This is a genomic window from Actinocorallia longicatena (assembly GCF_039534125.1).
Taxonomy (GTDB): domain Bacteria; phylum Actinomycetota; class Actinomycetes; order Streptosporangiales; family Streptosporangiaceae; genus Actinocorallia; species Actinocorallia longicatena.
This window is the reverse complement of sequence record NZ_BAAAUV010000006.1, coordinates 21,757-46,184: the sequence shown is the minus strand read 5'-3', so window position 1 is coordinate 46,184 and position 24,428 is coordinate 21,757. Positions and strand designations below refer to the sequence as shown.

Here is a 24,428-nt window from a genome sequence, read left to right as displayed (position 1 = left end):
TACGTTGTCGACGGCGTCCGGGCCCCGGGCACCAAGTCGGCTCCCGACCCAGGAGGTCATGTTGAGCGCCCAAGACCCCACCCGAAGGAACATCCTCAAGACGGCCGGCGGCTTCTCCGCCGCGCTGGCCCTGGGCGCCGGAGGCGTCCTGGCCGGGGCCACCCCCGCCGCCGCGGCCGGCGACGGGTTCGGCCTGCGGATCGTGGACCGCAACGAGGGAGACCCCCGTATGTGGTACTACCGTTTCCAGACCGCCGAGATCGGCTGGAACCCCGGGGTGAACGTCCTCCTGCCGGACGACTACCACTGGAGCGGCCGCACCTACCCGGTCCTGTACCTCTTCCACGGCGGCGGCACCGACCAGGACTTCATCACCTTCGACCGCGAGCACATCCGCGACATCACCGCGGGCAAGCCGATCATCGTGGTCATGCCCGACGGCGGCCACGCGGGCTGGTACTCCAACCCCGTCAGCTCGAACGTCGGCCCCCGCAACTGGGAGACCTTCCACATCGGCCAGCTGCTGCCGTGGGTCGAGGCCAACTTCCGCACCTTCGCCGAGTACGACGGCCGCGCCGTGGGCGGTTTCTCGATGGGCGGCTTCGGCGCGCTGAAGTACGCCGCCAAGTACTGGGGCCACTTCGCCTCGGTCAGCTCCCACTCGGGCCCCGCCAGCCTGCGCCGCGACAACGGGATGGTCGTCCACTGGGCCAACGCCACCTCCGCCGCGCTGGATCTGGGCGGCGGGACCGTCTACGGCGTTCCCCTCTGGGACCAGGCCCGGGTCACCGCCGACAACCCGGTGCAGCGCATCGAGAGCTACCGCAACAAGCGGGTGTTCCTCGTCGCCGGCACCAGCCCCGACCCGATCAACTGGTTCGACACGGCCAACGAGACCCAGGTCCTCGCCGGGCAGCGCGAGTTCCGCTCCCTGCTCGGCAACGCGGGCATCGACCACGAGTGGCACGAGCGGCCCGGCGGCCACTTCATCCGCCGCGACCTGCTGGAGCACGACATCAACGGCGTCATCGGCCGTCTCCGCAAGGCCTGACCGGTGTCCTCCCCACGCACCCTGGCCTGCGCCCTCGCCACGGCGGCGGTCCTGCTGCCCGTCCTGGTGGCACCGTCCCCGGCCGCCGCCTACTTCCCGGCGGCCTGCCCGGCCGCAGGGGCCGTCTCCCAGCACTTCCACAGCGGGCACAACGGTGTCGACATCGCCGCCAACTACGGATCCTCGATCTACGCCATCGGCGACGGCGATGTGACGATTTCTGGGTTCGAACCCGGGTACGGACAGTGGATCCGGATCCAGCACCCGGACGGAACGATCTCCGAGTACGGGCACATGTACGAGCGGTTCGTCCTCAAGGGCGACCACGTGGTGGCCGGGCAGGAGATCGCCCTGGTGGGCGCGGAGGGCAACTCCGACGGTCCCCATCTCCACCTGCGGATCTGGGACTCCCCGTCCGCCTCCCACGGCATCGATCCCGAGCCCTACCTCGCCGAGCGCGGGGTGGAACTGCCCTGCGCCCCCGGCACCGGCCCCCATCCTCCGCCCCTGGTGTATCCGGCCGAGTCGGGACGGGTGGTGTCGGCGCGGTCCTCGGACGGCCGTCTCGAGGTGTTCGTCGCCGCGGCCGGCGGAATCCACCACGCCTGGCAGTCCGAGGTCAACGGCGGCTGGTCGGAGTGGGAGTCCATCGGCGGCCCCGGCGGAGCGCAGCTCGCGATCGGAGCGAACGCCGACGGCCGTCTGGAGCTGTTCGCGATCAACGGGAACGTCTTCGAGCACCGCTACCAGCTGGCGGCGTCGGGGAACTGGTCGGGCTGGGAGAACTTCGGCGGCGGCGGCAGGGACATCGCGGTCGGCGCGAACGGCGACGGCCGTCTGGAGGTCTTCGCCTCGGGTCCGTCGGGTGTGTTCCACCGCTACCAGTCGGCGCCCAGCAGCGGCTGGTCCCAGTGGGAGGGTTCCGGCGGCGGGCCCGCCGACAGCACCATCGAGATGGAGAAGGCCCCGGACGGCCGTCTTGAAGTCTTCGCGATCAACGGCGACGTGTTCGAGCACCTGTTCCAGTCCGCGGTGAGCGGCGGCTGGTCGGCGTGGGAGAACTTCGGCGGAGGCGGCCACGACCTGACCGTCGACCACAACCAGGACGGACGCCTGGAGGTGTTCGCCTCGGGCTCGGCCGGCGTCTACCACCGCTACCAGACCGGCCCGACGACCTGGTCGGGCTGGGAGGGCACCGGCGGCCCCGCGAACTCCCAGCTCACCAGCGAACGCTCGCCGGACGGCCGGGTGGAGGTGTTCGCACTGAACGGCAGCGTCGCCCAGCACCTCTGGCAGTCCAACGTGAACGCCCCGTACAGCCAGTGGGAGTCCTTCGGCACCGGCGGCACCGAGGTCACCGCCGCCGTGAACGCCGACGGCCGCATCGAGGTCTTCGGCACCAACCCCGACGGGGTCTTCCACCGGTGGCAGACCGGCTTCTCGTCCTGGTCCGCCTGGGCCTGGCTCAACTCCACCGCCGGCCCCGCGATCAACTGAGGAGACGACAGATGACCAGAGAAAAGGTGAGAGCCGTGCGGCGGGCGTTCCGTCGCCTCGCGCTCTCGGTGATGGGCGTCGTGCTGCTCACGACGGGGATCACCGTCGCCGCGGCACCGGCCCACGCCGCGGGCAGCGACCTGTGCGCCGAGGTCGGATACAACGCGGGCTTCCGCGGCGACGGCCTGGTGACCGCCATCGCCGTCGCCCTCGCGGAGTCCAGCTGCGACCCGTCGGCGACCAACGAGTACAACAACACCCCCGCGTCGCGGGACCGCGGACTGTGGCAGATCAACGATCATTACCACCCCGAGGTCGACGACGCCTGCGCCTACGACGCCCAGTGCAACGCCAACGCCGCCTTCGAGATCTCCACCGGCGGGACGAACTGGAACCAGTGGTCGACCTACAACGCGGGCGCGCACTGGCGGCACATGGACGAGGCGCAGGCCGCGGTGGACCGGCTCGGCCACCACGAGCCCGGGCCCGGGCCGCTGGCCTATCCGGCGGAGTCGGGACGGGTGGTGTCGGCGCGGTCGGCGGACGGCCGTCTCGAGGTCTTCGCGGCGGGCACCGGCGGTGTCCACCACGCCTGGCAGACGACCGTCAACGGCGGCTGGTCGGAGTGGGAGTCCGTCGGCGGCCCGGCCGGAGCGCAGCTCGCGATCGGAGCGAACAAGGACGGCCGTCTGGAGCTGTTCGCGATCAACGGGAACGTCTTCGAGCACCGCTACCAGCTGGCGGCGTCGGGGAACTGGTCGGGCTGGGAGAACTTCGGCGGCGGCGGTAAGGACATCGCGGTCGGCGCGAACGGCGACGGCCGCCTGGAGGTCTTCGCCTCAGGGCCGTCCGGAGTCTTCCACCGCTACCAGTCGGCGCCCAACAGCGGCTGGTCACAGTGGGAGGGTTCCGGCGGCGGGCCCGCCAACAGCACGGTAGAGATGGAGAAGTCCTCCGACGGCCGTCTTGAAGTCTTCGCGATCAACGGCGACGTGTTCGAGCACCTGTTCCAGTCCGCGGTGAGTGGTGGCTGGTCGGCGTGGGAGAACTTCGGCGGAGGCGGCCACGACCTGACCGTCGACCACAACCAGGACGGCCGTCTCGAGGTGTTCGCCTCGGGCTCGGCCGGCGTCTACCACCGCTACCAGACCGGCCCGACGACCTGGTCGGGCTGGGAGGGCACCGGCGGCCCCGCGAACTCCCAGCTCACCAGCGAGCGTTCCCCCGACGGCCGGGTCGAGGTGTTCGCCATCAACGGCAGCGTCGCCCAGCACCTCTGGCAGAGCGGGGTGAACGCCCCGTACAGCCAGTGGGACGCCTTCGGCACCGGAGGATCCGAGGTCACCGCCGCGGCCAACGCCGACGGCCGGATCGAGGTCTTCGGCACCAACCCCGACGGGGTCTTCCACCGCTGGCAGACCGGCCAGTCGACCTGGTCCGCCTGGGCGTGGCTCAACTCCACCGCTGGTCCCGGGATCAGCTGACCCCGCCGGCCCTCATCGTCCCGCGGCCGGCCGGCCCCATACGGCCGGCCGCGGGACCGCCACCTGGAGAGACTCATGCCTCCGATCAGCAGACGGAACCTGTTGCGCGGCGCCGCCGCGGCGGGCGCGCTCCCGCTCCTGGGCGCCGGGCGCGCCGGGGCCCGCGATGTGCCGCCCCACCGGTGGATCGGCTCGGGCCCCTTCACCTACGTCCACGATCCGTCCACCCTCGCCGGGCCTCGCTACCTCAACGACCACACGCTCGTCCGGGCCGGGGACCGCTGGCACCTGTTCGGCATCGTCGGAGCGAGCGCGCCGCGCGGCGAGGCGCCGGACAGCACGAAGGAGGTCACCTTCGCCCACGCCTCCGCCCCCGACCCGTACGGGCCGTGGACCGCGCACGCCGACGCCCTCACCCTCGACGCCTCCTATGGCGAGGAGCACCTCTGGGCGCCGCACGTCATCGAGGCGGGCGGAAGGTACTGGATGTTCTACGCCGCGGGAGGCTCGAGCGGCGCCGCGATCAACCTCGCGACCTCGACCGACCTGTTCACCTGGGCGCGCGAGCCGTCCGGCCCGCTGTTCCGCGGCATCGCCGCCCGCGACCCGATGGTGGTGCGGATCGGCGGCGAGTGGGTCATGTACTACACCGAGCTCTCGGCCGCGGGCGGTCACCACATCGTCGCCTGCCGCCGCTCCGGCGACCTGCTGCACTGGAGCGGGCCGGAGACCGTCTTCACCGACGCGAGCACCGACACGACCGTCTCGGTGACCGAGTCGCCGTTCGTCGTCGAACGCGACGGCTGGTACTACCTGTTCATCGGGCCGCGGGGCGGCTACGAGGGCACGGACGTGCTGGCCTCCCGCGACCCGTTCTCCTTCGGCCTCGACGGCTACGCCGGGCACGTCCCCGGCCATGCCGTCGAGGTGATCTCCGACGGCGGCGACTGGCATGTGAGCGCCGCCGGCTGGTTCCGTCAGGGGCTGTACATGGCGCCCCTGACCTGGGGAGAGGCCCCGGTTCCGTGGCAGAGCCTCGACAATCCGGTGGCCGGGCTCGACGCCGCGGGCCGGCTCACGGTCTTCGCGCTCGACGCCGGCGACCGGTCGATGCTGCGCCGCGTCCAGACCGATCCGAACTCCGACACCTGGTCGGACTGGGAGGTCTTCGGCGGCCCGGCGGGGGCCGTCCCGACGCTCGGCCGCACCCCGGCCGGCCGGCTGGAGGTGTTCTCGCTCGCACCGGGCGGAGCCAACCTGCACCACCGGGTGCAGCGTCAGGACGGGAGCTGGTACGGGTGGGAGGAGTTCGGCGGCCCGGCCGGTTCCGCGCCCGCCGTCGCCCGTGATGCGGCCGGCCGGCTGGAGGTCCTCGCGCTGAGCCCCGGCGGCGCCTCGATCGCCCGCCGCCGCCAGACGACCTCCGGATCGCTCGCCTGGGATCCCTGGGAAGCGGGATTCGGCGGAGCGGCGGGGGCGCCTCCCGTCCTCGCCGCCAACGCGGACGGGAGGCTGGAGGCGTTCCACCTCGCGGCCGGCGGCACCGCGCTCCTCCACCGCTGGCAGGAGGCACCGAACGGCCCCTGGACCGCCGGATGGCACCCCTTCGGGGACGCCGCGGGCGCGGCGCCGAGGGTGGCACGGGACGGTGGCGGCCGGCTCACCGTCACCGCGATCGGGCCGTCGGGGGTGGGGACCTTCCACCGGCGGCAGTCGGTGCCCAGCGGCGGCTGGGACGGCTGGCTCCCGCTGTTCGGTTTCAGCGCCGCGGCCCCCGCCCCCGCCGTCAACCTCGACGGCCGTCTGGAGGTCTTCTCCCTGGCACCCGGCGGAGCCCGGCTGAGCCACCGCTGGCAGTCCTCCCCTGGCGGGACATGGGACCCCGCCGCGGAGTTCGGGGAACCCGGGCTCCGGCTCGCCGGCACACCCGCGGTCGCGGCCGACGCCACCGGCCGGATCCACGTCTTCGCCGTCACGGCCGAGGGCCGGGTCCGCAGGCGTGTCCAGATCCGGCCGAGCGGCGGCTGGGGATCTTGGTCGGCGTTCGGTGATCGCCGGATCGTGCCGGTCATGGCGGGTGCTCCCGCCCTCTGAGCAGGGCCCGGACCGCGTCTCCCGGCGGGATCGGATCCGGGCCGCGCACCCCGCCCGATCACGCGCCGTCCCCGTCCGGGTTCGGTGATCTTCCCCACCTCACGGCGGGCCGCGGAGAGCTCCGCGGCCCGCCCGCGCACGCCCGGCCGTTCCCCAAAGGCACCGGTCCGGCGGGGGATCGGCGAGCCGCCGGCCGTTCCCCGCTGCTCCGGCCGCGGACTCTGAAACTCTCCGGTTCGCCTTCGCGGACGGCTGCTATCGTTCCGGCCGTCCGACATTCGGGACACGCAAAACCGGGGGTGAACGGTGAGCGGAGTGGTAGTCCACCTGCCGCGGGGGAACGGCCCCGACGGCGGCGGACCGGTGACATTGCGGCTCGGACCTGGGGAGGTCGCGAGATTCGGAAGAGGATCCCCCCGGACCCCCGTCGAGCTCCGCCTGGACGACGAGGCGGTGTCCCGGCTGGCGGGCGAGATCCGGGTGGCCGACGACCACTGGCAGCTGACGAACCACAGCACCAGCCACAGCTACCTGGTCGAGAACCCGGAGGGGGCGGGGGAGTACCTGAGGGTCCAGCCGCGCAGGGTCGGCGCCCCCATCCCGTTCGAGTTCTCGCGGGTGGTGCTCCCCACCCGCGGTCAGGTGCCCGTCGCCTTCCAGGTGTTCGCGCCCGACCACGTCTTCCTCGACCCCGACGCCACGGGCGCGCCGTGGGGGAGCCGAACCGTCATGGCCTACTCCCTCGACGAGACGGCCACGTACTTCCTCGTCCTGGTCGCCCTGTGCGAGCCGCGCCTGCGCGACCTGTCGCGGATCGCGGTCCCCACCACGCCCCAGATCGTGGAGCGCCTCGACGGGCACACCGCCTCCGGCACCCTGACGGCGCGGGCGATCAGCTCCCACATCGACTACCTCGCCGAGCAGAAGCTGCGCATCCGCCCGCCGGACGCGCACGAGGCGGACCGCCGCAACGGCAAGCGCGAGGAGATCGTCGGGCTCGCGCTCCGCTTCGGCCTCGTCCGCGAGGAGCACCTCACACTGCTCCCGCCACCGGCGCGATGACGGCGCTGCACGTCCCGGGCGGCATCACCGGAGAGCCCGCGGACCTCCTGCCGAGCGGCCACCGGGCGGGGGCGTGGACGGTCGGTGACCTGATCGGTTCCGGTGGCTGGTCCACGGTCTACGCCGCCCGTCCCGCGGACCGCGGCGGCGACCGCCCCCTGGAGGTCGCGCTCAAGGTCATGCCGACCGCGGGGCTCGCCCCCCGCCAGGTGCGGCGGATCCTGGACTCCGCGCAGCGGGAGATCGAACTCGGCCGCAGGACGTCCCATCCGCGCCTGATCGGGCTCGTCGAGTCGTTCGTCCTGCGCGAGCCGGACCGGCCGTCGCTGGACGGGGCGATCGTGCTGGTGATGGAACGGGCCGCGCGCAGCCTGCGCGACCTCCTCGACGCCGGGGTGCCCGAGGCGGACCGCGGCCGGCTGATCGAGGGCATCTGCGAGGGGCTCGCCCATCTGCACGGCTCAGGCTGGGTGCACGCCGATCTCAAACCCGAGAACGTCCTGCTCGGGCGGGACGGCTCGGTGAAGCTCTCGGACTTCGGCCTCGCGACCGAGCTGACCGGCACCCACGGCTACGCGCCGCCCCTGGGGACCCTCGACTACCTGCCGCCGGAACGCTGGCGGGCCTCCCTCGGCGCGGAGGGCGTGCAGGTCCGGCCGAGCACCGACATCTGGGCCCTGGGCATCGTCGTCCACGAGCTGTTCGCCTCCGGAGGCTCGCCCTTCGCCGGTGCGACCCCGGTGGCGCGCGGCGCTGCCGTCCAGGAGTACGGGGCGGGACGCGCGCCGCTCCGCCTGGATCCCGCGGTCCCGCCGTTCTGGCGTGAGCTCGCCGCGGACTGCCTGGCCCCGACGCACGAGGCGCGGGCCCTGCACACGGCCGAGAGCCTGCTCGAACGCATCGCCACCGGACGTCCGGCGGAACGCCGCGCGCCCGCCCGCCCGCGGCGCCGGGCCCGCACGGCCCTGGTCGCCGCAGCGCTGTGCGCCGCCTCGGGCGCGGCGCTCGCGGGGGACGTTCCGCGAGCGGACGCGCTCCGGCCGGCGGGCGAACTCACCGTCTTCAACGCCGAGCGGGGGTGCCAGGACCTGCCCGGCCGGGTCCTCCGGTGCAGCCTGGGCCTGGCGATCGATCCGGGGCGCCCGTACGTTCCCGGGAACGTCGTGCCGACCCGGGTGTGGCACGGCGACGTCCTGACGGCCGAGTGCCGGCTGCCGCAGGGGCTGCCGATCATCGACGAGGACGGGGTGCGGTCCACCGAGTGGTTCTGGGTGCGGCTCCCGGCCGGTTCGATTCCCTTCGCCGCCTGGCTTCCCGCCGTTCGCACGAAGGATCGTCCGCCGCTTCCGGACTGCCCGCACCGCTCGGCCTCCTGACACCGATTCCGCTGTTCGGCCAAGTGAGTGATCTAGGTCTCGTTCTGACAGAAAGACGGGTATGTTCATTTGAGATAATCTGTGCGAGGCAGAGTCCGCTGCACCCACCCCGAAGGGGACACCTGTTGAACCGCCCACCCTCCGTCCGGCACCGTCGCGTGGTGGCCGTCCTCGCCGCGGCCCTTCTGGCGCTGACGTTCGCCTCGCCCGTCCGGGCCGACCCGGGGCCGCCCGTCCTGGCCGACGGATTCGGTCTCACCCAGGTCGCCGGAGCGCAGACCGGGACCGCCACGAACTTCGTCATCTCCGTGACCACGGCCCAGGTGTCCGGCGAGCACCCCATCAAGATCATCCTGCCGAGTGACTACTTCACCGACACGGCCAAGCGCTATCCGGTGCTGTACTTCCTGCACGGATCGCCGGACTTCCCGCAGAACCAGCTCTACTCGGCGCTGACCGGGACCGACGAGATGATCACTGTGATCCCGGACGGCGGCCGTCGCGGCTGGTACTCCAACTGGCTCAAGCAGAACACCCCCGCGGGCGCCCAGAACTGGGAGACCTTCCACATCGACCAGGTCATCCCGTTCATCGACGCCAACCTGCGAACGATCCCGACCAAGCAGAAGCGGGCCGTCGCCGGCATCTCGATGGGCGGATTCGGCGCCGTGCGTTACGCCGAGCGTCACCCGGACCTGTTCAGCCAGGTCGCGACGCTCTCCGGCGACGTCGACTTCTCGGTCGCCTCGATGGACCTGCGGCTCTCCGTCGTCGCCTCACTGACCGACGCCGCCGGGGTGCTGTGCGCGTCCTCCTCCGACCCCGACCTGTGCCACCAGCAGGACCTGTACAAGCCCGCGGTCGACAGCGACGCCCTGTACGGCACGCCCTACCCCTTCCTCAACGCCGACTGGCGCTGGAACGAGGCGAGCCCCGGCACCCACGCCGCCCAGCTCGCCGGGATGGGCATCTACATCTACACCGGGAACAACGACTTCCTGGAGTTCTGGGTGGAGGGCGCCAACAAGCACTTCAAGGACGCCCTGAACGCCGCGCAGGTTCCTTATTACTACGTCGGCTACGGCGACGGCTCCTCCTGGGGCTGCGACGGCGGCCACAACGCCGGCTGCTGGGACAAGGATCTCCACGACCTCATCCCCCGTCTCGAGCAGGCCTTCGCCTGACGTCCACTCGAGAGAAGGAGGTCCCTCCGCGTCCGGCGGGGGGACCTTCAGGCTTTGCGGCCGACGGCGCCGACCGACCAGAAGGCGTCGGGGTCGACGCCGGGCTCTCCCCGCAGCGGCCGCCAGGCGGGGAGCGGGACCAGGCCGGGCGGGACGAGGTCGAGGCCGTCGAGGAACCGGGCCACCTCCCCGCGGGTGCGCGGCCCCGACCGGTCGCCGTCGAGGAGATAGCGCTGGCGGAAGAGCTCGGCCAGCTTCTCGGTGTCGGCCTTCGGCGCGTCCCCCACGGAGTGGGTCAGCACCATGTAACCGCCCACGGGCAGGCGGTCGACCAGCTGCCGGGCGATCTTGGCGGCGAGGTCGTCGTCGAGGATGTTCGTGAGCATCGACTGCACGAGGAAGGCCGTGGGACGCTCCAGATCGATGAGCGAGGCCAGGTCGGGATGGTCCAGGAGCGCGTCGGGATCGCGGATGTCGGCCTGGATGATCCGCAGCCGCTCGCCGGCGTCGATGAGCGCGTTGCTGTGCGCGATGACGACCGGATCGTCGTCGACGTAGGCGACCTTGGAACCGGGCGCCACCCGTTCGAGGATCTCGTGCACGCTGCCCTGCGCCGGCAGCCCGCAGCCGATGTCGACGAACTGCCGGATCCCCTGCTCCGCCAGATAGGCGACGGCCCGGAAGAGGAACTTCCGCGCCTCAATGATCATCATCGGGATCTCCGGCGCGAACGCCATGATCTCCTCGGCGGCCCTCCGGTCGGCGGCGAAGTTGTCCTTCCCGCCCATCATGTAGTTGATGACGCGCGCCTCGTTGGGGACCGTCGGATCAAAGCCTTTCGGCTGCTCGGCATGCTCGGCCATCATTTTCGAAGGCTACGACCCACCCCCGAAGGATTTCACGCGTGTTGCGCAGTTGAAACCATGTATTCGCCACCCATCCCGCCGGCCTTGACCTCGATCGGGAGGTGCGGGGGCCCTTCTCGGGGTCGGGGAAGTGGATCTAGACTGCGGACCGCCTCAACCCCACCCCCCTCGGAGGTATGCCGTGAAGACCGTTTTTCGTGTTGCTGTGGCCGGTGCCGTGGTGACCGGAGTGCTGGTGGCGCCGGTGGCGGCGCGGGCCGACTACCAGCCGAGTGACGCCGACTTCGCCTCCTGCCCGGCGCTTCCGGCCGATGCGGTGAAGCTGTTCTGGAACTGCGTCTCGGTGAACCTCGACAAGGGGCGGTTCAAGCTCGGCGCGCTCGACCAGACGCTGACGGAGAGCATCCCGATCACGGTCGCCGTCGGGTTCGTCGACGGCAAGCTCACGACGATCTCCAGCGGACTGGGCGGGGGCTCGTCCTCCTCCTTCGGGATCGACGTTCCGCTCATCGGCACGATCTCCGTGAGCATCGAGCCGGTGGGCTCGGTCGGGGGCGGCGGGCTGATCCCCACCTCGCTGCCGTTCAAGATCCACCTCAGCCACTGGCTGCTCGGCTCCGGCTGCTACATCGGCACCGACGCCGCGCCGATCGTCATCAAGCCGCAGATCACCAACCCGCGGATCGAGTTCTCCGGCTGGAACGGCATCCTGCGCGCCGACGTCAGCGACACCACCTTCGCGGTCCCCGGCGCCACCGGCTGCGGGCTCGGCGGCCTCTTCAACGGAGCGGTGAACGCCGCCGCCGGAACCCCGAGCGCGAGCGGCTCCAACAGCCTCAAGTTCGACGCCCACGTCCGTCTGCGCAACTACCAGCTCGGGACGATCACCCCGTCCCTCGGCATGCTCGCCAACGCGGCCCCCGCCACCTGACGGGCGGGTGCCCCGGCCCTCACCGGGCCGCGCGGCGCGGGGACGATCGCCAGCCGGTCGTCTCCGCCGTGCGCGTGCCCGTTCAACGCGGCGCGAGGCTCAGTGGTGCAGGGCTTCGGCGATCAGCGCGGGGGCCTTGGGGTCGGAGACGGGGGTCACGTTGCCCGTCCAGAGCCAGCTCCAGGTGCCGGCGGTGAGGACGCAGGCGACGTAGAGCACCCGTCCGGTGTTCTTGTGCGCGAGCCGCAGGACCGGGGTACCCCCCGGTTGCTCGACACGGGCGACGAGCCCGTGGACGCGGAACGCGGAGGCGAGCCGGCGCAGGTGCTGAAGGGATTCGGGGTTGGCGGGCATTTCGGCATACACCTCGATGTGCGTGCGTGTCTGGTCTAGACCATCCATTCTGCCCTGCCGGAGCCGCCGAGTGAAAGTGCCCCGGCCGCCGTGATGGCCCGGCGCCCGGGGACGGCTCTTGAATCACACCATCATCACGGTGTAATTTTTTGCGATCTCGCGCTGTGGCGGTCGCTGGGACCGCCTGCCCGATGGGAGCTCGCATGGACGAATCGCAGGTGGCCGCGTCGCAGTTCGCGGGCCAGGACATCCCCTGGCTCCTGCGGACCTGGGCCGAGCGGCAACCGGACAAGGCCCTGCTCATCTGGGAGCCCCGGGACGGCACGGGCCGGACGTGGACCTATGCCCAGTTCTGGTCCGACGTCCGCGGGCTCGCGGCGGGGCTGGCGGAGCGAGGGGTGGCCGAGGGCGACAAGATCCTCCTGCATGCCGACAACTGCCCGGAGATGGTGCTGGCCTGGTACGCCTGCGCCACCCTCGGCGCGGTGGCCGTGACCACCAACACCCGCAGCGCCGCGAGCGAGGTCGCGTTCTTCGTCGAGAAGACCGGCTGCGCCGGGGCGATCACCCAGCCGCGCCACGCGGCCGTGGTGAAGGAGGCGGCGCCCGGTCTCCCCTGGATCGCCGTCACCGGGGACGACTCCGGCGCGGAGCCCGCCGCGGGAGACGCGGACCACGGCCTCGGCTCCTTCGACGAGCTCTTCGGCGACGGGGACTCCCTGCCCGTGCGGGAGCCCGACCCGATGGCGCCGGCGGGCATCCTGTTCACGTCCGGGACGACGTCGCGGCCCAAGGCCGTCGTGCACACCCACGCCAACGCCCTGTGGGCCGGCCGCGTCGGGCCCGTCAACATCTCGCTGACGGGCGACGACACCTACCTGATCTACCTCCCGTTCTTCCACGTCAACGCCCAGAGCTGGGCGCTGTGGACGGTCCTGGGCGCGGGTGGAACCGTGGTGCTCCAGCCCAAGTTCTCCTCCTCCCGCTTCTGGGAGGTGGTCGTGGCCCACAAGGTCACCCACATCTCGCTGCTGCCGTTCGTGATCAACGCCGTGATCTCCCAGCCCGTCCCGGAGAACTCGCTGAAGGCGGGCGTGTTCGGGCTGGTCGTGCCGGAGCTCGAGGCCCTGCTGGGCTTCAGCGTCGTGCCCGCCTACGGCATGACCGAGACGGTGATCCACGCGACCTCCCAGGGCCCCGGCCTGCCCCTGGCCTCCCGTTCCATGGGCAGGCCCACTCCCGGGTACGAGATGCTGGTCGTCGACCAGGAGACCGGCGAGATCTGCGCCGAGGACCAGGCCGGCGAGCTGTGGGTGCGCGGCACCCGGGGCATCCAGCTCTTCCTCGAGTACTACGACAACCCCGAGGCCATGGCCAAGAGCTTCACCGAGGACGGCTGGTTCAAGACCGGCGACATCGTCCGCTGGACGGCCGGTGGCAGCATCGTCTACTGCGAGCGTGACGCCGACCTCCTGAAGGTTGGAGGCGAGAACGTCTCGGCCCGCGAGGTGGAGGACGTCTGCCGGCAGGTTCCGGGCGTCGCCGACATCGCCGTGGTCAGCCGGAGCCACCCCATGCTGGACGAGGTCCCCGTGGCCTTCGTCGTCCGGGGCCCGGCGGCCGAGGGGGACGACGCCGAGTTCGGGGCGGCCCTCATCGAACGCTGCGCGGCCGCGCTGGCCGACTTCAAGGTCCCCAGGGCGGTCCACGTCGTCGCCGACTTCCCGCGCGCGACCCTGGAGAAGGTGGCCAAGAACAAGCTCCGCGTCCTGGCCGAGGAACTCGCCGAGGAGAAGACCGCCGATGCCTGAGTCCACCTCCGCCCCGCTCGTCCTCGTCGAGGCCGAGGGAGGGGTGCTGACCGTCACGATCAACAGGCCGGAGAAGAGGAACGCCACCAACGCCGAGGTGCTCTGCCGCCTCTACGACGCCTGGGTCCGGCTGGACGAGGACGACTCGCTGCGGGTCGCCGTCCTGACCGGAAGGGGCGGCACGTTCTGCGCCGGGATGGACCTGCGGGAGATCCTCCGGCTGCGCGAGGGGGTGCGGGACAACGAGTGGATCACCCGGCTTCAGGACGATCCCGGCATCTCCCTGCACGCCTACCTCAAGACCTACCGGCCCGCGAAGCCCGTCGTCCTGGCCGCCGAGGGCTTCTGCCGCGCCGGGGGGACCGAGATCCTCCAGGGCACCGACATCCGGGTCGCCGGGGAGAGCGCGGTGTTCGGGGTCACCGAGGTGCAGCGGGGCCTGTTCCCGATGGCGGGCTCGGCGGTCCGCCTGCGCCGGCAGATGGGATACGCCGTGGCCGCCGAGATGCTGCTCACGGGCGAGGACCTGGCCGCCCCGCGGGCTCTCGAACTGGGCCTGATCAACCACGTGGTGCCCGACGGGCAGGCCCTCGCGAAGGCCAGGGAGATCGCCGGCCGGATCGCGCGCAACGGCCCGCTGGCCGTCCGGGCGATCCTGGCGACGCTCCGGCGGACGGAGAGCCTCTCCGAGGAGGAGGCCTTCGCCATCGAGATGCCGCTGGGCGGCGCGGTCATGCGGTCGAAGGACGCGATGGAGGGGCCGATGGCCTTCCTGGAGAAGCGCGAGCCCGTCTTCACCGGCGAGTAGCGGACGCGGCGGTCGCGGTGGCGGCGGCCGTCCTGGAATACCGTGTGACCTGGAGCGGCACCGGAAACCCGGTGCCGCGGGAGGAAGGAGAGGCCATGATGACGGCGCTCGACGGGGAGGGTGGCTGACCGTGCCGGGGCGGCGCGCGTTCGAGCTGGACGCCGACGAGATAGTCCAGGCCGCGGTGGAGATCCTCAAGGTCCAGGGGCTGGACGCCGTCAGCATGCGGACCGTCGCCGCGAGCCTCGGGGTCTCCCCGGTGCCGCTGTACAGCCGGATCGGGAACAAGGAGTCCCTGCTGGACGCCATGTCCTGCCATCTTCTGGCCGACGCGGTCCCCGGTCAGGAGCCGGAGGAGCCCTGGCAGGTCTACGCCATCCGCTGGGCGACGGCGCTGCGCCATCGCCTGCTGGCCACCACCGATCTTCTCCGCCTCCTCGGACACCGCAGCACTCCCTATGTGGAGGTGTCGAAGCCGCTGGTCGAGGCGCTGCGCGGGGCGGGTTTCGGCCCGGACGAGGCGATCCGGGCGTGCCGCCTGGTCGTCTGGACGGCCGTCGCCGGAACCCTGGTCGAGCCGAGCCGCTTCGAGGGCAGGGCCTCGGCCTCCTCCCGGCGGCGCACCGGCGACGCCCCCGCGATGTCGGAGGCGGAGGCGGAGGACCTCTTCAGGCTCCACCTCCGCTACCTCGTCGAGGGCATCGAGCGGGACGCGGTCAGGGCTCGATGAGGCCGAAGGGCGCTGTGCCCGGTCCGCTGATCACGGCCGTCCGGCCGTACGGCGCAGGGGAGGGCGGCGCCTCGGTCCTGGCACCGAGGGACGCCGCCCGGGCGAGGGAGGCGTCCAGGTCGGCGACGGCGAAGTAGGGCGTCCAGTTGCCGGCGAGCCCGGAGGCCGGGGCCGCGGCGATCCGCCAGCCGATGTTCCGCTCGCCCTGGACGGCCGGAGCCGGCGAGGTGCCGAGGACGGCCCGGTAGAACTCCTCGGCCTTCACCGGATCGGGGCAGAGGAGCTCGATCATGTGGAGGGTTCCGGGAAGGCCCGTGACCATGGAGCTGGTGCCGGGCCGCGTGCTCCAGATGCCGAATCCGGCGCCCTGGGGGTCGATGGCGAGGGTCATGTCGCCCACGTCGCCGATCGCCGTGACGTCCATCAGGACCTGGCCGCCGCGCTCACGGATGGAGTCGGCGGACGTCCGGAGGTTGCGGACCAGGAAGAAGCAGGTCCACAGGGGTTCCGCGTCGGGATCGGCCGCGGGCATCAGCCCCATGGCGTTCGGCGGCTCGGCGGGCGGGAGCGTCTGCACGGTGTAGTCGTTGACGCCCATGTCGGGCAGGTGCTCGGGTTCCCAGCCGAACAGCCCGCTCAGGAAGTCCTGGGCGACCTGCTTGTCGGGGCTGGTCAGGTCGAGCCACCAGGGCGCCCCGGGAGGGAAACCCGCTATGTCCACCTCTGCCATGTCGCTCCCGTCTCGATGTCCTTCCACAGTAGGAACCAGAAGATCGGCGCCGCACCACGACATCGGTAGACGTTTCCCAAGTCCTCTTCATGCCTCGGCCGTCAGGCGGTCATCCGGCGGGGGAGCCGCCGACGAACATCCGCTCCGGCGGGGACGCCACGAGCTCGACCGTCGTGCCCTGCCGGACCTCCTCGCCGAGGACCTGAACGATCGCTCCGGTGAGGGCGGAGCCGAGCCGCCCGGTGATCTCCACGGCGTCGGGCCGGTCGAAGATCCCGGCACGGACGCCCAGGACCACCGAGACCTCCGTGTCGACGGCCTTGCCGCCGCGCGCGAGACGGCCCTCACGGACCCCTCCCAGCCGGATGCCGACCAGGTCGCGGGCCCATTCGCCGTAGACGCCGACGATCGCTTCGGTCAGGGCGCCGAGGAGGGCGGCCTCGTTGCCTGCCAGCCTGTTCTCTGGAAGATGGACGGTCAGATGCGGCACAGTGGACTCCGTTCTCTTTGGCCATAAAGGCTTTGAATATAAAGGTATCTGGAGGTGCCGCCGATGTCCACGGAAACCGACGGTCCCGCCGTCGACGAGGCCGTTCGCACGCTGCTGCTGCTCATGCCGCGGCTCGTCGGCCGGGCCAAGCGCCTGCCCATGCCCCCGGCGCTTCGCGGGATGGACCTGGCGCCGCGTCATCTCGCGCTGCTGGCCCATCTGGAGTACTCGGGCCCGGCGAGCGTCAACGAGCTCGCCGCCCGGCTCGAGGTGGCGCCGACGACCGTCAGCCTGATGGTCGGTGAGCTGTCGCGGCCGGGCGTCCTGCGGCGCGACCCGGACCCCGCCGATCGGAGGCGCCGCATTGTCGCCATCTCCCCGGCCTTCACCGAGGCGATCGGGCAGTGGCTGTCGGGCAGCGCCTCCGCCTGGGAGGGCGTCATGCGGGGCCTCACCCCCGCCGAGCGCGGCACGGTGATCGCGGCACTGCGCGCCTTCGAGGCCGCCCTGGACCCGGCCGGAGAGTAAGGGCGCGGGTCAGGCGGCGAACAGCAGGAAGAGGCCCGCGCTGGTGTAGGCGGTCATGAGGCCGAGCAGAGGGGTCTGGCCGAGGACCGCTCCGCGCCGGGGAAAGAGGGCCAGGGCACGGTCGTGGGCCAGGACGGTGCCGAGGACGTGACCGAGCACGATCACGGTGACCTGGAGCATCGCGATCGAGGCGGGAGTGGTGCCGAGGCCGTTGAGGGGCCGGTCCGTGCCGCCCAGCGGGTTCGTGCCGGTGACCAGCGGGTCGCCGAGGCGGACGATGGTCCGCTGGCCCTCGAAGAGCAGCAGCGTGAAGTAGTGCGCGATCAGGTAACCGGCCGCGATGGGCACGACGGCCGGGGCGAACTCCACGACGGCCGAGCCCTTCATGACCGCGCCCCAGGTGTCGGCGAGACCGGTCGCGGCGGTGAACGCGGCGAGGACCAGGCCGATGACCGTCAGCAGCCCGATGGTGCCCCACACCGGAGCGGGCCAGGAGCTCTCCTGCACGAACACCACCCAGTCGGCGGAACCGGACAGGCTGTCGTACATCGTCGAACCGAGCAGGACCACGACGAGCACGGTCAGCCCGGGCGCCGGACGCAGCTCCGCCATGCCGTCCAGGGGGTTGCGCCAGCAGAGGACGCCGTCCCGGCGCAGGCCCACGGGTGACAGGCGTCCGATCAGGCCGCTGTAGGCCTCGAAGGCGTCGCCGCGGTCGAACCACTGGGAGCCGAACACGACCGCTCCGGCGAGCATCGCCAGGCAGTAGACGGCGAGCCATGTCCTGATGACCGGCAGCGTCGCGCGCTCCGGCGCCACCAGTTCCAGCCAGACGAATCCGAACAGCCCGACCGCCGCCGGCCAGTGGCCGAGCCACGGCGGCAGCGGCCGCAGGCCCTTCTCCTCGTCGCGGCGGAACGCGCGGGAACCCAGCAGATGCACGGTGCGCAGCGGGTTCAGTGTCCGCCACACGGGCCCGAACAGCAGGGACAGGGGGACGAGCCCGACCCAGAACAGCACGTAGAACGTCCCCGCCGTGGGATTGGCCGGGTCGTCCGGACCGAACAGCAGGCCCACGCAGAAGTACGCCGCCATCACCAGACCGGTGATCCGCCAGGTCCAGGCCCAGCCGGGGCCGGAGACGAGGCCGCCGAGCCGCCGGGGCAGGGTCCGCGCGGTCTCGGGCACCCCGCCCAGCCGCGGCTCCTTCCACAGGAGGCCGAGCGCCACGAACGACAGGAGCAGGGCGAGGACGGCGCCGGTCAGCGCCGCGGCCAGGGGGATCGGCAGGTCCTGGCGGCCGCCCACACCATGGGCCAGCAGCATCGGGAGTCTCCTCAGGGGGATCGGCGGGGTGTCAGCGGTGTCCGCGGCGTCCTGCGGAGGCGCCCTTGCTCCCGGTGCGGCCCGCGGCCCTGAGCCGGGGGTCGCCCGACCGGCCCGGCCGCTTCCCGCCGGGACGGCCCCCGCCCCCTGGAGCGGGACGCCGCGCCGCCAGGACGATCATGGCGCCGGTCCCGAGGACGAGGACGGCGGGCAGGATCCAGATCTTCCAGCCGCTGCCGGAGCCGTCGCCGGAGGACGCGGCGGCCGTCGCGGCGGAGGGCGCCGCGCCGGTGGCGGCCTTCGGCCCGAACGGCGCGCCCAGGATCGTGTCGGGCTCGTTGCGGAGGGCCTGCCATCCGGCCGGCGGTCCGCTCGTCCTGCCGGCGTAGGAGAAGGTGACCTCGCCGTTGACCTTGTCGTTGTCCGAGGCGACCGTGGCGTAGCGGACGGTGTAGGTGCCCTTCTCGGGCCAGTAGCCGACCGGGACGTCGATGCCGAAGCCGGTGTCGTAGACGGTCGGCACCCAGGCGCCGTCGACCAGGTTGAACTCCCGGACCGGCTCGTCGAGCCGCCGGGACTCGCCGGGCATCCACGCCTGGTCGACCCGGACGCCGCCGGGCGTGAGCACCGCGAAGTAGGCGTTCGGGGCGGGCGCCTCGGTGAAGTAGAGCCGCACCTTCTCCAGCGGCTCCTTCACGGTGCCGCCCTTCGCCGGCGCCGAGAGCGCGAGCTGCCCGTGCGCCGCGGCGGGGGGCGCGGGAAGAACCGCCAGGACGGGCGCGGAGAGCGCCGCGAGGGTCAGGATCCGGCCCAGCCACCGTCTCAGCGCCACCATCATGCTCCTCCGGGACCCGTGGGCGGCCTACCGTCGGCTGGATCGTAAGCGCGGCTTATGTCGATGGTCAAGCAAAGTATGCACCATGGGAAACATATGTCGGCCGGTCATCCGTCATCGGACGCGGACGACGAGCTTGCCCGTGGCGCGGTTCCGCTCCATGTCGTCGTGGGCCCGGGGAACCTGCTCGAGTCCGTGGTAGACGCGGTCCACGGGAAAGACCAGGTGCCCGGCCGCGACGGCGTCGAGGATCTCCTGGAAGACCTCGCGCGGGAGGTCGGCGGCGTCGCCGAAGTAGCCGGACAGGCGCACGCCCCGCGGCAGGTACTCGTTAGGGGAGAAGTCCCGCACCGTCCACTGGTTCGAGAGGCTGCCGCCGAAGCAGGCCGTGCCGTGCACCCGGACCGCGCGCAGGGTGTCGGGCAGGGTCGGGGTGCCGACGAGGTCGAGGGCGGCGTCGACGCCGCCGGGGTAGAGGTCCCGCACCGCGGGCGCGACCTCGCCGGTGTCGAGCAGGGGGTGGTCGACACCGTGGTCCTTCAGCGCGGCGAGGCGGTCCTCCCGCCGGGTGGTGGACAGGACCGTGGCGCCGCGCCAGGCGGCCAGGGCGGCGGCGGCCAGGCCGACCGAGGAGGTGCCGCCGCGGATCAGCAGGGTCTGCCCCGGCCTGAGGTCCAAGCCGATCGTGAGGGAGCCGTAGGCGGTCTGCACCATCTCCGGCAGCGCGCCCAGCACCTCCCAGGGCAGGGCGGTCTCGACCGGAATGACCTGGGACAGCGGCACCGAGGTGTACTCGGCGTAGCCGCCGTCGTAGGTCCGCCCCATGTCGCCCATCATGGCGACGACCTTCTGCCCCCTGGCCAGCCCGCTGCCGGCGGGGGCGGCGTCGACGGTTCCCGCGGCCTCGATCCCCGGCACCCGGGGAAAGCCGACGCCCTCGCTCAGGCCGAGCCGGAGCTTCAGCTCCGAGCGGTTGAGGCCGAACGCCTCGACCCGGATCCGCACCCAGCCGTCGCGTTCGGGCGGGAGGGGCAGCGTGGTCAGCCGCAGCCCGTCGACGGGGCCTGGGCCGGACAGCTGGATGGCGCGCATGGTGGACGGCATGAGCCCGCCTGCTTCCGAGAGAGATGAGAGCCGGTCAGGGAGGGTGCAACAGGAGGGCCCGGCGGCCCATTCCCGATCCACGGGATCTCACGCGCCGGTTCCGCATGCGGCCGGTTCCCATGCCGGTGGCGGCGCGCCCGTTGCCGGATCCGCTCCCGCGTCAGATCATGGCGGAGTGAGGTGGAGACGCGGGAGCGGGCGTTCCAGGGGGCCCGGCCGCGGCGTGTCCGAGGTGGAGTTCGAGCAGTCGGTGGCGCTGACGGAGCTGGAGGAGGTCCGCCGGGACGCCGCGGCCGCGTTCCGCGCGGTCCAGGACGACGTCGACGCCCGCATGCTGTCCGGCGAGCTGAGCCTGGAGGAGGCCGCCGACCGGCTGAGCGAGAGCGGCCGCCAGCAGGTCCTGCGGGTGGACGACGCCGAACGCGCCGCGGGAGCCCGTGTCCAGGACGCCTCCGGCCACGGCCACGGCCACGGCCCCGGATCGCGCTGAGCCCTGACACGGACGTCCGCGGGGAGCACGGAGAGGGCGTTCCGTGGTGGGCACGGATGCCCGCGCAGGCGGCCGGGCGGCAGGCTCTTCCCATCGGTTCCTGACGGGGATCCCAGCGAACGGGGGAGAAGAGAATGACCACCACCGGGGCTCCGGCGTTCGACGAGGCCGGGCTTCACGCGTTCGTCGGGCAGGCCGTCGTCGACATGGGGGCGGCCATCTCCGGGCTGATGCTCCACCTCGGCGACCGGCTGGGCTTCCCGGCCCGTCGGCCAGCCGAGGACATGGCCGGCCATCCCGTGCGATGCTTCGGGATCTTCGATTTATCCGGTGGTCCAAAATTCTTTATCCGCACGTATGATAAGCGCATTCTCTGACTCTATATCGACTCCCTTGTTCACTCGACCAGTACCGGTATGGTCTGGGGTGTTCATGTGCACAGCTTTCATGGAGAACTTTATTCTCATATCTGATTAATGATGATCTCCTATGTGGTGAGTATTTGCTGATGATGGTCTGATATCGAAGATTCATAGGTGATCATCTGTTGATTCTCGGCGGAGTGAGGCGCCTTGTGGTCCGGTCGTTCGGAACTTATGTTCCTCCGCGAATCGGTTCCTCTGACCACAGGAGCACAGATGTCCGCACCCGTCCCCGCCCCCGCCGCCGGCCCCGGCCGCAGACGAGTCCTCGGAGCGGCCGCGATCGGCGGCCTCGGCCTCGCCGTCGGAGTACGGCCCTCCCGGGCGTCCGCTCGGATCGCGGTGGTCCCCCTCACCGAGAGCCGTGAGCGCGCCGTCGTCGTCGGCTCCGGATTCGGCGGCGGCGTCACCGCGCTGCGCCTCGCCCAGGCCGGCGTGAGAACGCTGCTCCTCGAACGCGGCCTGCGCTGGCCGACCGGACCGAACGCCACGACGTTCCCGCGGATCGCGAACGTCGACCGGCGGTCGGCGTGGCTCACCGACCACAGCATGATCCCCGGCGTCCCCGGTACCTGGAAGCCCTACACCGGGCTCATCGAGACCGTCCAGGGCGACGGCATGACGATCAACTGCGGCGCGGCCGTCGGCGGCGGCTCACTGATGTACCACGGCATGACGCTCCAGCCGTCGGAGGAGTTCTTCGCCCGGTCGATGCCGTCGGCCGCGGGCGACTACGACGTGCTGAACCGCCTCTACTACCCCGCCGTCGCACGCATGCTGAAGATCAGCACGATCCCCGCCGACATCCTCGCGACCGGACCCTACACGTCGTCGCGGTTCTTCCTGGACGTCGCGCCCCAGGCCGGCCTGCGCACGTTCAAGGTGCCGCTGCCGGTCGACTGGAACTACGTCCGCGGCGAACTGGACGGCCGGTACGCCCCCACCTACACCAACAGCGATCTCACCTTCGGCGTCAACAACGGTGGCAAGCACTCCATCGACGTCACCTATCTGGCCGCCGCCGAGGCCACCGGGCGCGTCCGTGTCGAGACCCTCCACGTGGTCCGTGACCTCTCGCTCGACGCCGCCAAGCGCTGGGTGCTGCACGTCGACCGGATCGACACCGACGGCGTCCTCCAGGAGCGGAAGAGGATCATCGCGGACGCCGTGTTCCTCAACGCGGGCTCTCCCGGGACCACCCGGCTGCTGGTGAAGGCCCGCGCCAAGAACCTCGTCCCCGGCCTGCCCGACGCCGTCGGCACCCGCTGGGGCAACAACGGCGACCGGATCTACGCCTGGGCGGGCATGAACGGCGACATCGGCACGGCCCAGGGCGGCCCGGCGTGCGTCGGCGGCCGGGTCGACGGCAGCCCGATCCCCTACACGATCATCCACGCGGGCTCCCCGCTGCTGCCGCCCGACGGCACGAAGCTGATGACGGTCGTCGGCTTCGGCATCGTCGAGCCCAAGGGCGCGTGGACCTACGACGCCACCACCGACGACGCGAAGCTCACCTGGGACACCGACGGCGACGCCGCCCTCCAGACCCTGGTCCGCGCCCGCATGAACGAGTTCACCAAGGTCGCGGGCGGGGTCATGATCGACCGCGACGCCCAGAACACCTCCACCTGGCACGCCCTCGGCGGCGTGCCCATGGGCGAGGCCGTCGACCGTCACGGCCGCGTCCTCGGCCACCAGGGCCTGTACGTCCTCGACGGCTCCCGCATCCCCGGCTCCACCGGAGCGTGCAACCCCTCGATGACGATCGCCGCCCTCGCCGAGCACAGCATGGCGGCGATCCTCCGCCAGGACCTCGTCCGCGTCTTCTGACCGAAAGTCCCCGCCCCGTTCGAGGGCGGGGACGTCTCGTCAGTGGCGGGAGAACTGGAAGCGGGTGCGCTGGATGACGTTCGGGCGGAGCTTCACACCGGTGAAGGTGAGCTTCTGGCCGTAGATGTCGGTGGCGCTGATGGCCTTGCCGCAACCGGCGCCCTTGGGGGAGAGGAAGTAGTTGTAGGCGGTGCGGGTGAGCTTGCGCCAGCCCTTGGAGGTGCGGACGTGCAGCGCGGCGATGGGGTTGCGGTGGTCGAGGACCTGGATGCCGCACCAGTAGCGGCTGGAGCCGCTCTTGTAGCGGACGGAGACCTTCAGGGAGGTCTTCGGGCTGAGGAGCCTCCACTTGATGGCGATCCTGCCCTTGACCGGGGCGGCGAGTTTGGCGAAGGCCTGGGCGCTCAGGTCGAGCTGCCGCGCCTGGCAGGTCGGGCACGAGTTGGTGACCTTGACGGTGATCGACCGGCCGCCGGAGGTGACCCGGATGAAGGCACCGCAGGCCTTGGCGTTCTCGAAGTCGGTGGTGTTCATCGCTGCGACCATCATGTTCCTGGCCGGGCCGAACATGCAGGAGCCGTCACCCTTGCCCGCGGCGTAGAACGTCGCCAGGCCCCTGTAGGTGACCTTGGGCTTGATCCGCCCCGCGAGCGGTGCTCCGGCGCGGGCGGAACCGTCGGCCGCGACCGGCCGTGCCGTGGCGGTCCATCCGGGGACAGCCGACCCGGTGACCACGGCGGCCAGGCAGGCGAGCAGCGCGGCGGCCGGCAGCACCAGCGACGCGCGTCTCATCGGCTTGAACCAGGTGCTCTGTGTCATCGCGCTCACGCCCGTCCGTCCGGAAGATCGAGTCGGAGCGCAATACTCCCAGATCTCCCGGACGGCCGGGTCGTGTTCGGATCGCCGGGTCAGTTGTATCCGGCGGTGTCGCGGGCCCGCAGCCGGGCCCGGTCGAGACGGGTGGAGAGCCTCGACTTCCGCCAGCCGATCAGCTCCTGATAACGCTCCAGCACCTCGATCTCACGGTCGTAGGCGCCCATGTGCCGGTAGAGGTCCGCGACCTGCTCGTAGTGACGGTCCTTGAGCCATCGGCCGGGCGGCTGGTCGAGCCGCCGGAAGAGCTTCTCGGCGTCCTCCATGGCTTTAATGATCTTCCAGAGGAGGCTCAGGGCCTCCTGGTCGCGGTGGTCCTTGCGCAGTTCTTTCAGGACGGGCAGCCATTCGGGGTAAGGACGTCCGTCGACCAGGCAGACCCACTGGGTGGTGGTGGGGTCCCGGTCCGACGGCGCGCCCGCTCGCGTGCCCCGGCCCTTCGTCCTCGGGCGTCGCACATGCCACATGTGCCCTCCTCGAACGCTCCGCTTCTGTTACGTGAGAATTACCTTCCTCTCCTGTTCATCTCCCGGCCACCCCGGAATCCCGGGT

General features: G+C 71.6%; 24 protein-coding genes. 15 read left to right on the top strand and 9 right to left on the bottom strand.

Annotated features, from left to right (window positions below):
• Positions 1–58 precede the first annotated feature (58 nt).
• The 7 genes from ABD785_RS13570 to ABD785_RS13540 all read left to right on the top strand — a co-directional run bounded on the left by ABD785_RS13570 (position 59) and on the right by ABD785_RS13540 (position 9,748).
• Entirely contained in the window at positions 59–1,051 is a 993-nt protein-coding gene (locus ABD785_RS13570) for an alpha/beta hydrolase (RefSeq protein WP_344827249.1), read from the top strand.
• A gap of 3 nt (positions 1,052–1,054) precedes the next feature.
• Positions 1,055–2,548, top strand: coding sequence for a DUF8189 domain-containing protein (locus ABD785_RS13565; RefSeq protein WP_344827247.1), 1,494 nt, complete (start codon positions 1,055–1,057; stop codon positions 2,546–2,548).
• An 11-nt stretch (positions 2,549–2,559) separates the two neighbouring features.
• Positions 2,560–4,032, top strand: coding sequence for a DUF8189 domain-containing protein (locus tag ABD785_RS13560; RefSeq protein ID WP_344827245.1), 1,473 nt, complete (start codon positions 2,560–2,562; stop codon positions 4,030–4,032).
• A gap of 75 nt (positions 4,033–4,107) precedes the next feature.
• Positions 4,108–6,126 (top strand): DUF8189 domain-containing protein, encoded by a 2,019-nt coding sequence (locus tag ABD785_RS13555; protein WP_344827243.1) that lies wholly within the window; start codon positions 4,108–4,110, stop codon positions 6,124–6,126.
• Positions 6,127–6,432: 306 nt separating this feature from the next.
• A complete protein-coding gene (locus tag ABD785_RS13550; RefSeq protein ID WP_344827241.1) occupies positions 6,433–7,188 on the top strand; it encodes an FHA domain-containing protein in 756 nt (251 codons plus the stop codon).
• Positions 7,185–8,564, top strand: a complete 1,380-nt coding sequence (locus ABD785_RS13545) for a serine/threonine-protein kinase (RefSeq protein ID WP_344827238.1) — start codon at positions 7,185–7,187, stop codon at positions 8,562–8,564. The genes ABD785_RS13550 and ABD785_RS13545 overlap by 4 nt, the downstream gene beginning before the upstream one ends.
• Positions 8,565–8,689: 125 nt before the next feature.
• Entirely contained in the window at positions 8,690–9,748 is a 1,059-nt protein-coding gene (locus ABD785_RS13540; RefSeq protein WP_344827236.1) for an alpha/beta hydrolase, read from the top strand.
• A 47-nt stretch (positions 9,749–9,795) separates the two neighbouring features.
• On the opposite strand, the gene ABD785_RS13535 is transcribed toward ABD785_RS13540, so the two are convergent.
• On the bottom strand, positions 9,796–10,614 hold the full coding sequence (locus tag ABD785_RS13535; protein WP_344827234.1) for an SAM-dependent methyltransferase: 819 nt from the start codon (positions 10,612–10,614) through the stop codon (positions 9,796–9,798).
• Between the two features lie 205 nt (positions 10,615–10,819).
• Between ABD785_RS13535 and ABD785_RS13530 the strand changes: the two genes are divergently transcribed.
• Positions 10,820–11,545 carry a hypothetical protein gene (locus tag ABD785_RS13530; RefSeq protein ID WP_344827232.1) on the top strand — a complete coding sequence of 242 codons (726 nt, stop codon included), beginning with the start codon at positions 10,820–10,822 and terminating at the stop codon, positions 11,543–11,545.
• A gap of 99 nt (positions 11,546–11,644) precedes the next feature.
• On the opposite strand, the gene ABD785_RS13525 is transcribed toward ABD785_RS13530, so the two are convergent.
• A complete protein-coding gene (locus tag ABD785_RS13525) occupies positions 11,645–11,899 on the bottom strand; it encodes a hypothetical protein (protein WP_344827230.1) in 255 nt (84 codons plus the stop codon).
• A 203-nt stretch (positions 11,900–12,102) separates the two neighbouring features.
• Here ABD785_RS13525 and ABD785_RS13520 point away from each other — a divergent pair, with 203 nt between their 5' ends.
• From ABD785_RS13520 to ABD785_RS13510, 3 genes are all read left to right on the top strand, one after another.
• Complete coding sequence (locus ABD785_RS13520; RefSeq protein WP_344827228.1) at positions 12,103–13,710, top strand: class I adenylate-forming enzyme family protein; 1,608 nt, start codon at positions 12,103–12,105, stop codon at positions 13,708–13,710.
• Complete coding sequence (locus ABD785_RS13515) at positions 13,703–14,518, top strand: crotonase/enoyl-CoA hydratase family protein (RefSeq protein ID WP_344827225.1); 816 nt, start codon at positions 13,703–13,705, stop codon at positions 14,516–14,518. The genes ABD785_RS13520 and ABD785_RS13515 overlap by 8 nt, the downstream gene beginning before the upstream one ends.
• A 130-nt stretch (positions 14,519–14,648) precedes the next feature.
• The gene (locus ABD785_RS13510; RefSeq protein ID WP_344827221.1) at positions 14,649–15,248 is read left to right on the top strand and encodes a TetR family transcriptional regulator; all 600 of its coding nucleotides are present in this window, start codon (positions 14,649–14,651) and stop codon (positions 15,246–15,248) included.
• Here ABD785_RS13510 and ABD785_RS13505 read toward each other — a convergent pair.
• Both ABD785_RS13505 and ABD785_RS13500 read right to left on the bottom strand, forming a co-directional pair.
• Positions 15,235–15,978: a VOC family protein gene (locus tag ABD785_RS13505; RefSeq protein WP_344827218.1), complete on the bottom strand. Its 744-nt coding sequence runs from the start codon at positions 15,976–15,978 to the stop codon at positions 15,235–15,237. The two genes, ABD785_RS13510 and ABD785_RS13505, sit on opposite strands and share 14 nt — an antisense overlap.
• Before the next feature lie 109 nt (positions 15,979–16,087).
• The gene (locus tag ABD785_RS13500; protein WP_344827215.1) at positions 16,088–16,468 is read right to left on the bottom strand and encodes a hypothetical protein; all 381 of its coding nucleotides are present in this window, start codon (positions 16,466–16,468) and stop codon (positions 16,088–16,090) included.
• A gap of 63 nt (positions 16,469–16,531) precedes the next feature.
• Here ABD785_RS13500 and ABD785_RS13495 point away from each other — a divergent pair, with 63 nt between their 5' ends.
• The gene (locus tag ABD785_RS13495; RefSeq protein WP_344827212.1) at positions 16,532–16,996 is read left to right on the top strand and encodes a MarR family winged helix-turn-helix transcriptional regulator; all 465 of its coding nucleotides are present in this window, start codon (positions 16,532–16,534) and stop codon (positions 16,994–16,996) included.
• A 9-nt stretch (positions 16,997–17,005) separates the two neighbouring features.
• Here ABD785_RS13495 and ABD785_RS13490 read toward each other — a convergent pair whose 3' ends face one another.
• The 3 genes from ABD785_RS13490 to ABD785_RS13480 all read right to left on the bottom strand — a co-directional run bounded on the left by ABD785_RS13490 (position 17,006) and on the right by ABD785_RS13480 (position 20,261).
• Positions 17,006–18,322 (bottom strand): hypothetical protein, encoded by a 1,317-nt coding sequence (locus tag ABD785_RS13490; protein WP_344827210.1) that lies wholly within the window; start codon positions 18,320–18,322, stop codon positions 17,006–17,008.
• Positions 18,323–18,353: 31 nt separating this feature from the next.
• Positions 18,354–19,160: a copper resistance CopC family protein gene (locus ABD785_RS13485; protein ID WP_344827207.1), complete on the bottom strand. Its 807-nt coding sequence runs from the start codon at positions 19,158–19,160 to the stop codon at positions 18,354–18,356.
• A gap of 111 nt (positions 19,161–19,271) precedes the next feature.
• Positions 19,272–20,261 (bottom strand): zinc-binding dehydrogenase, encoded by a 990-nt coding sequence (locus tag ABD785_RS13480; RefSeq protein WP_344827203.1) that lies wholly within the window; start codon positions 20,259–20,261, stop codon positions 19,272–19,274.
• A gap of 223 nt (positions 20,262–20,484) precedes the next feature.
• Here ABD785_RS13480 and ABD785_RS13475 point away from each other — a divergent pair, with 223 nt between their 5' ends.
• The 3 genes from ABD785_RS13475 (at position 20,485) to ABD785_RS13465 (ending at position 23,003) form a co-directional block, all read left to right on the top strand.
• A complete protein-coding gene (locus ABD785_RS13475) occupies positions 20,485–20,751 on the top strand; it encodes a hypothetical protein (protein ID WP_344827198.1) in 267 nt (88 codons plus the stop codon).
• 134 nt (positions 20,752–20,885) lie between these two features.
• On the top strand, positions 20,886–21,128 hold the full coding sequence (locus ABD785_RS13470) for a hypothetical protein (RefSeq protein ID WP_344827194.1): 243 nt from the start codon (positions 20,886–20,888) through the stop codon (positions 21,126–21,128).
• Between the two features lie 261 nt (positions 21,129–21,389).
• The gene (locus ABD785_RS13465) at positions 21,390–23,003 is read left to right on the top strand and encodes a GMC oxidoreductase (protein WP_344827189.1); all 1,614 of its coding nucleotides are present in this window, start codon (positions 21,390–21,392) and stop codon (positions 23,001–23,003) included.
• 39 nt (positions 23,004–23,042) lie between these two features.
• Here the strand turns inward: ABD785_RS13465 and ABD785_RS13460 are convergent, their stop codons facing one another.
• Both ABD785_RS13460 and ABD785_RS13455 read right to left on the bottom strand, forming a co-directional pair.
• Complete coding sequence (locus ABD785_RS13460) at positions 23,043–23,822, bottom strand: expansin EXLX1 family cellulose-binding protein (protein ID WP_344828509.1); 780 nt, start codon at positions 23,820–23,822, stop codon at positions 23,043–23,045.
• Positions 23,823–23,911: 89 nt separating this feature from the next.
• Positions 23,912–24,343, bottom strand: coding sequence for a hypothetical protein (locus ABD785_RS13455; protein ID WP_344827186.1), 432 nt, complete (start codon positions 24,341–24,343; stop codon positions 23,912–23,914).
• Between the last annotated feature and the right edge of the window lie 85 nt (positions 24,344–24,428).

Bases quoted from the DNA above. Each gene is read 5' to 3' on its own strand.
- ABD785_RS13570 (WP_344827249.1), top strand. From the start codon at position 59: ATGTTGAGCGCCCAAGACCCCACCCGAAGGAACATCCTCAAGACGGCC.
- ABD785_RS13560 (WP_344827245.1), top strand. From the start codon at position 2,560: ATGACCAGAGAAAAGGTGAGAGCCGTGCGGCGGGCGTTCCGTCGCCTC.
- ABD785_RS13555 (WP_344827243.1), top strand. From the start codon at position 4,108: ATGCCTCCGATCAGCAGACGGAACCTGTTGCGCGGCGCCGCCGCGGCG.
- ABD785_RS13545 (WP_344827238.1), top strand. From the start codon at position 7,185: ATGACGGCGCTGCACGTCCCGGGCGGCATCACCGGAGAGCCCGCGGAC.
- ABD785_RS13535 (WP_344827234.1), bottom strand. From the start codon at position 10,614: ATGATGGCCGAGCATGCCGAGCAGCCGAAAGGCTTTGATCCGACGGTC.
- ABD785_RS13525 (WP_344827230.1), bottom strand. From the start codon at position 11,899: ATGCCCGCCAACCCCGAATCCCTTCAGCACCTGCGCCGGCTCGCCTCC.
- ABD785_RS13520 (WP_344827228.1), top strand. From the start codon at position 12,103: ATGGACGAATCGCAGGTGGCCGCGTCGCAGTTCGCGGGCCAGGACATC.
- ABD785_RS13515 (WP_344827225.1), top strand. From the start codon at position 13,703: ATGCCTGAGTCCACCTCCGCCCCGCTCGTCCTCGTCGAGGCCGAGGGA.
- ABD785_RS13505 (WP_344827218.1), bottom strand. From the start codon at position 15,978: ATGGCAGAGGTGGACATAGCGGGTTTCCCTCCCGGGGCGCCCTGGTGG.
- ABD785_RS13495 (WP_344827212.1), top strand. From the start codon at position 16,532: ATGTCCACGGAAACCGACGGTCCCGCCGTCGACGAGGCCGTTCGCACG.
- ABD785_RS13490 (WP_344827210.1), bottom strand. From the start codon at position 18,322: ATGCTGCTGGCCCATGGTGTGGGCGGCCGCCAGGACCTGCCGATCCCC.
- ABD785_RS13485 (WP_344827207.1), bottom strand. From the start codon at position 19,160: ATGATGGTGGCGCTGAGACGGTGGCTGGGCCGGATCCTGACCCTCGCG.
- ABD785_RS13480 (WP_344827203.1), bottom strand. From the start codon at position 20,261: ATGCCGTCCACCATGCGCGCCATCCAGCTGTCCGGCCCAGGCCCCGTC.
- ABD785_RS13470 (WP_344827194.1), top strand. From the start codon at position 20,886: ATGACCACCACCGGGGCTCCGGCGTTCGACGAGGCCGGGCTTCACGCG.
- ABD785_RS13465 (WP_344827189.1), top strand. From the start codon at position 21,390: ATGTCCGCACCCGTCCCCGCCCCCGCCGCCGGCCCCGGCCGCAGACGA.
- ABD785_RS13460 (WP_344828509.1), bottom strand. From the start codon at position 23,822: ATGACACAGAGCACCTGGTTCAAGCCGATGAGACGCGCGTCGCTGGTG.
- ABD785_RS13455 (WP_344827186.1), bottom strand. From the start codon at position 24,343: ATGTGGCATGTGCGACGCCCGAGGACGAAGGGCCGGGGCACGCGAGCG.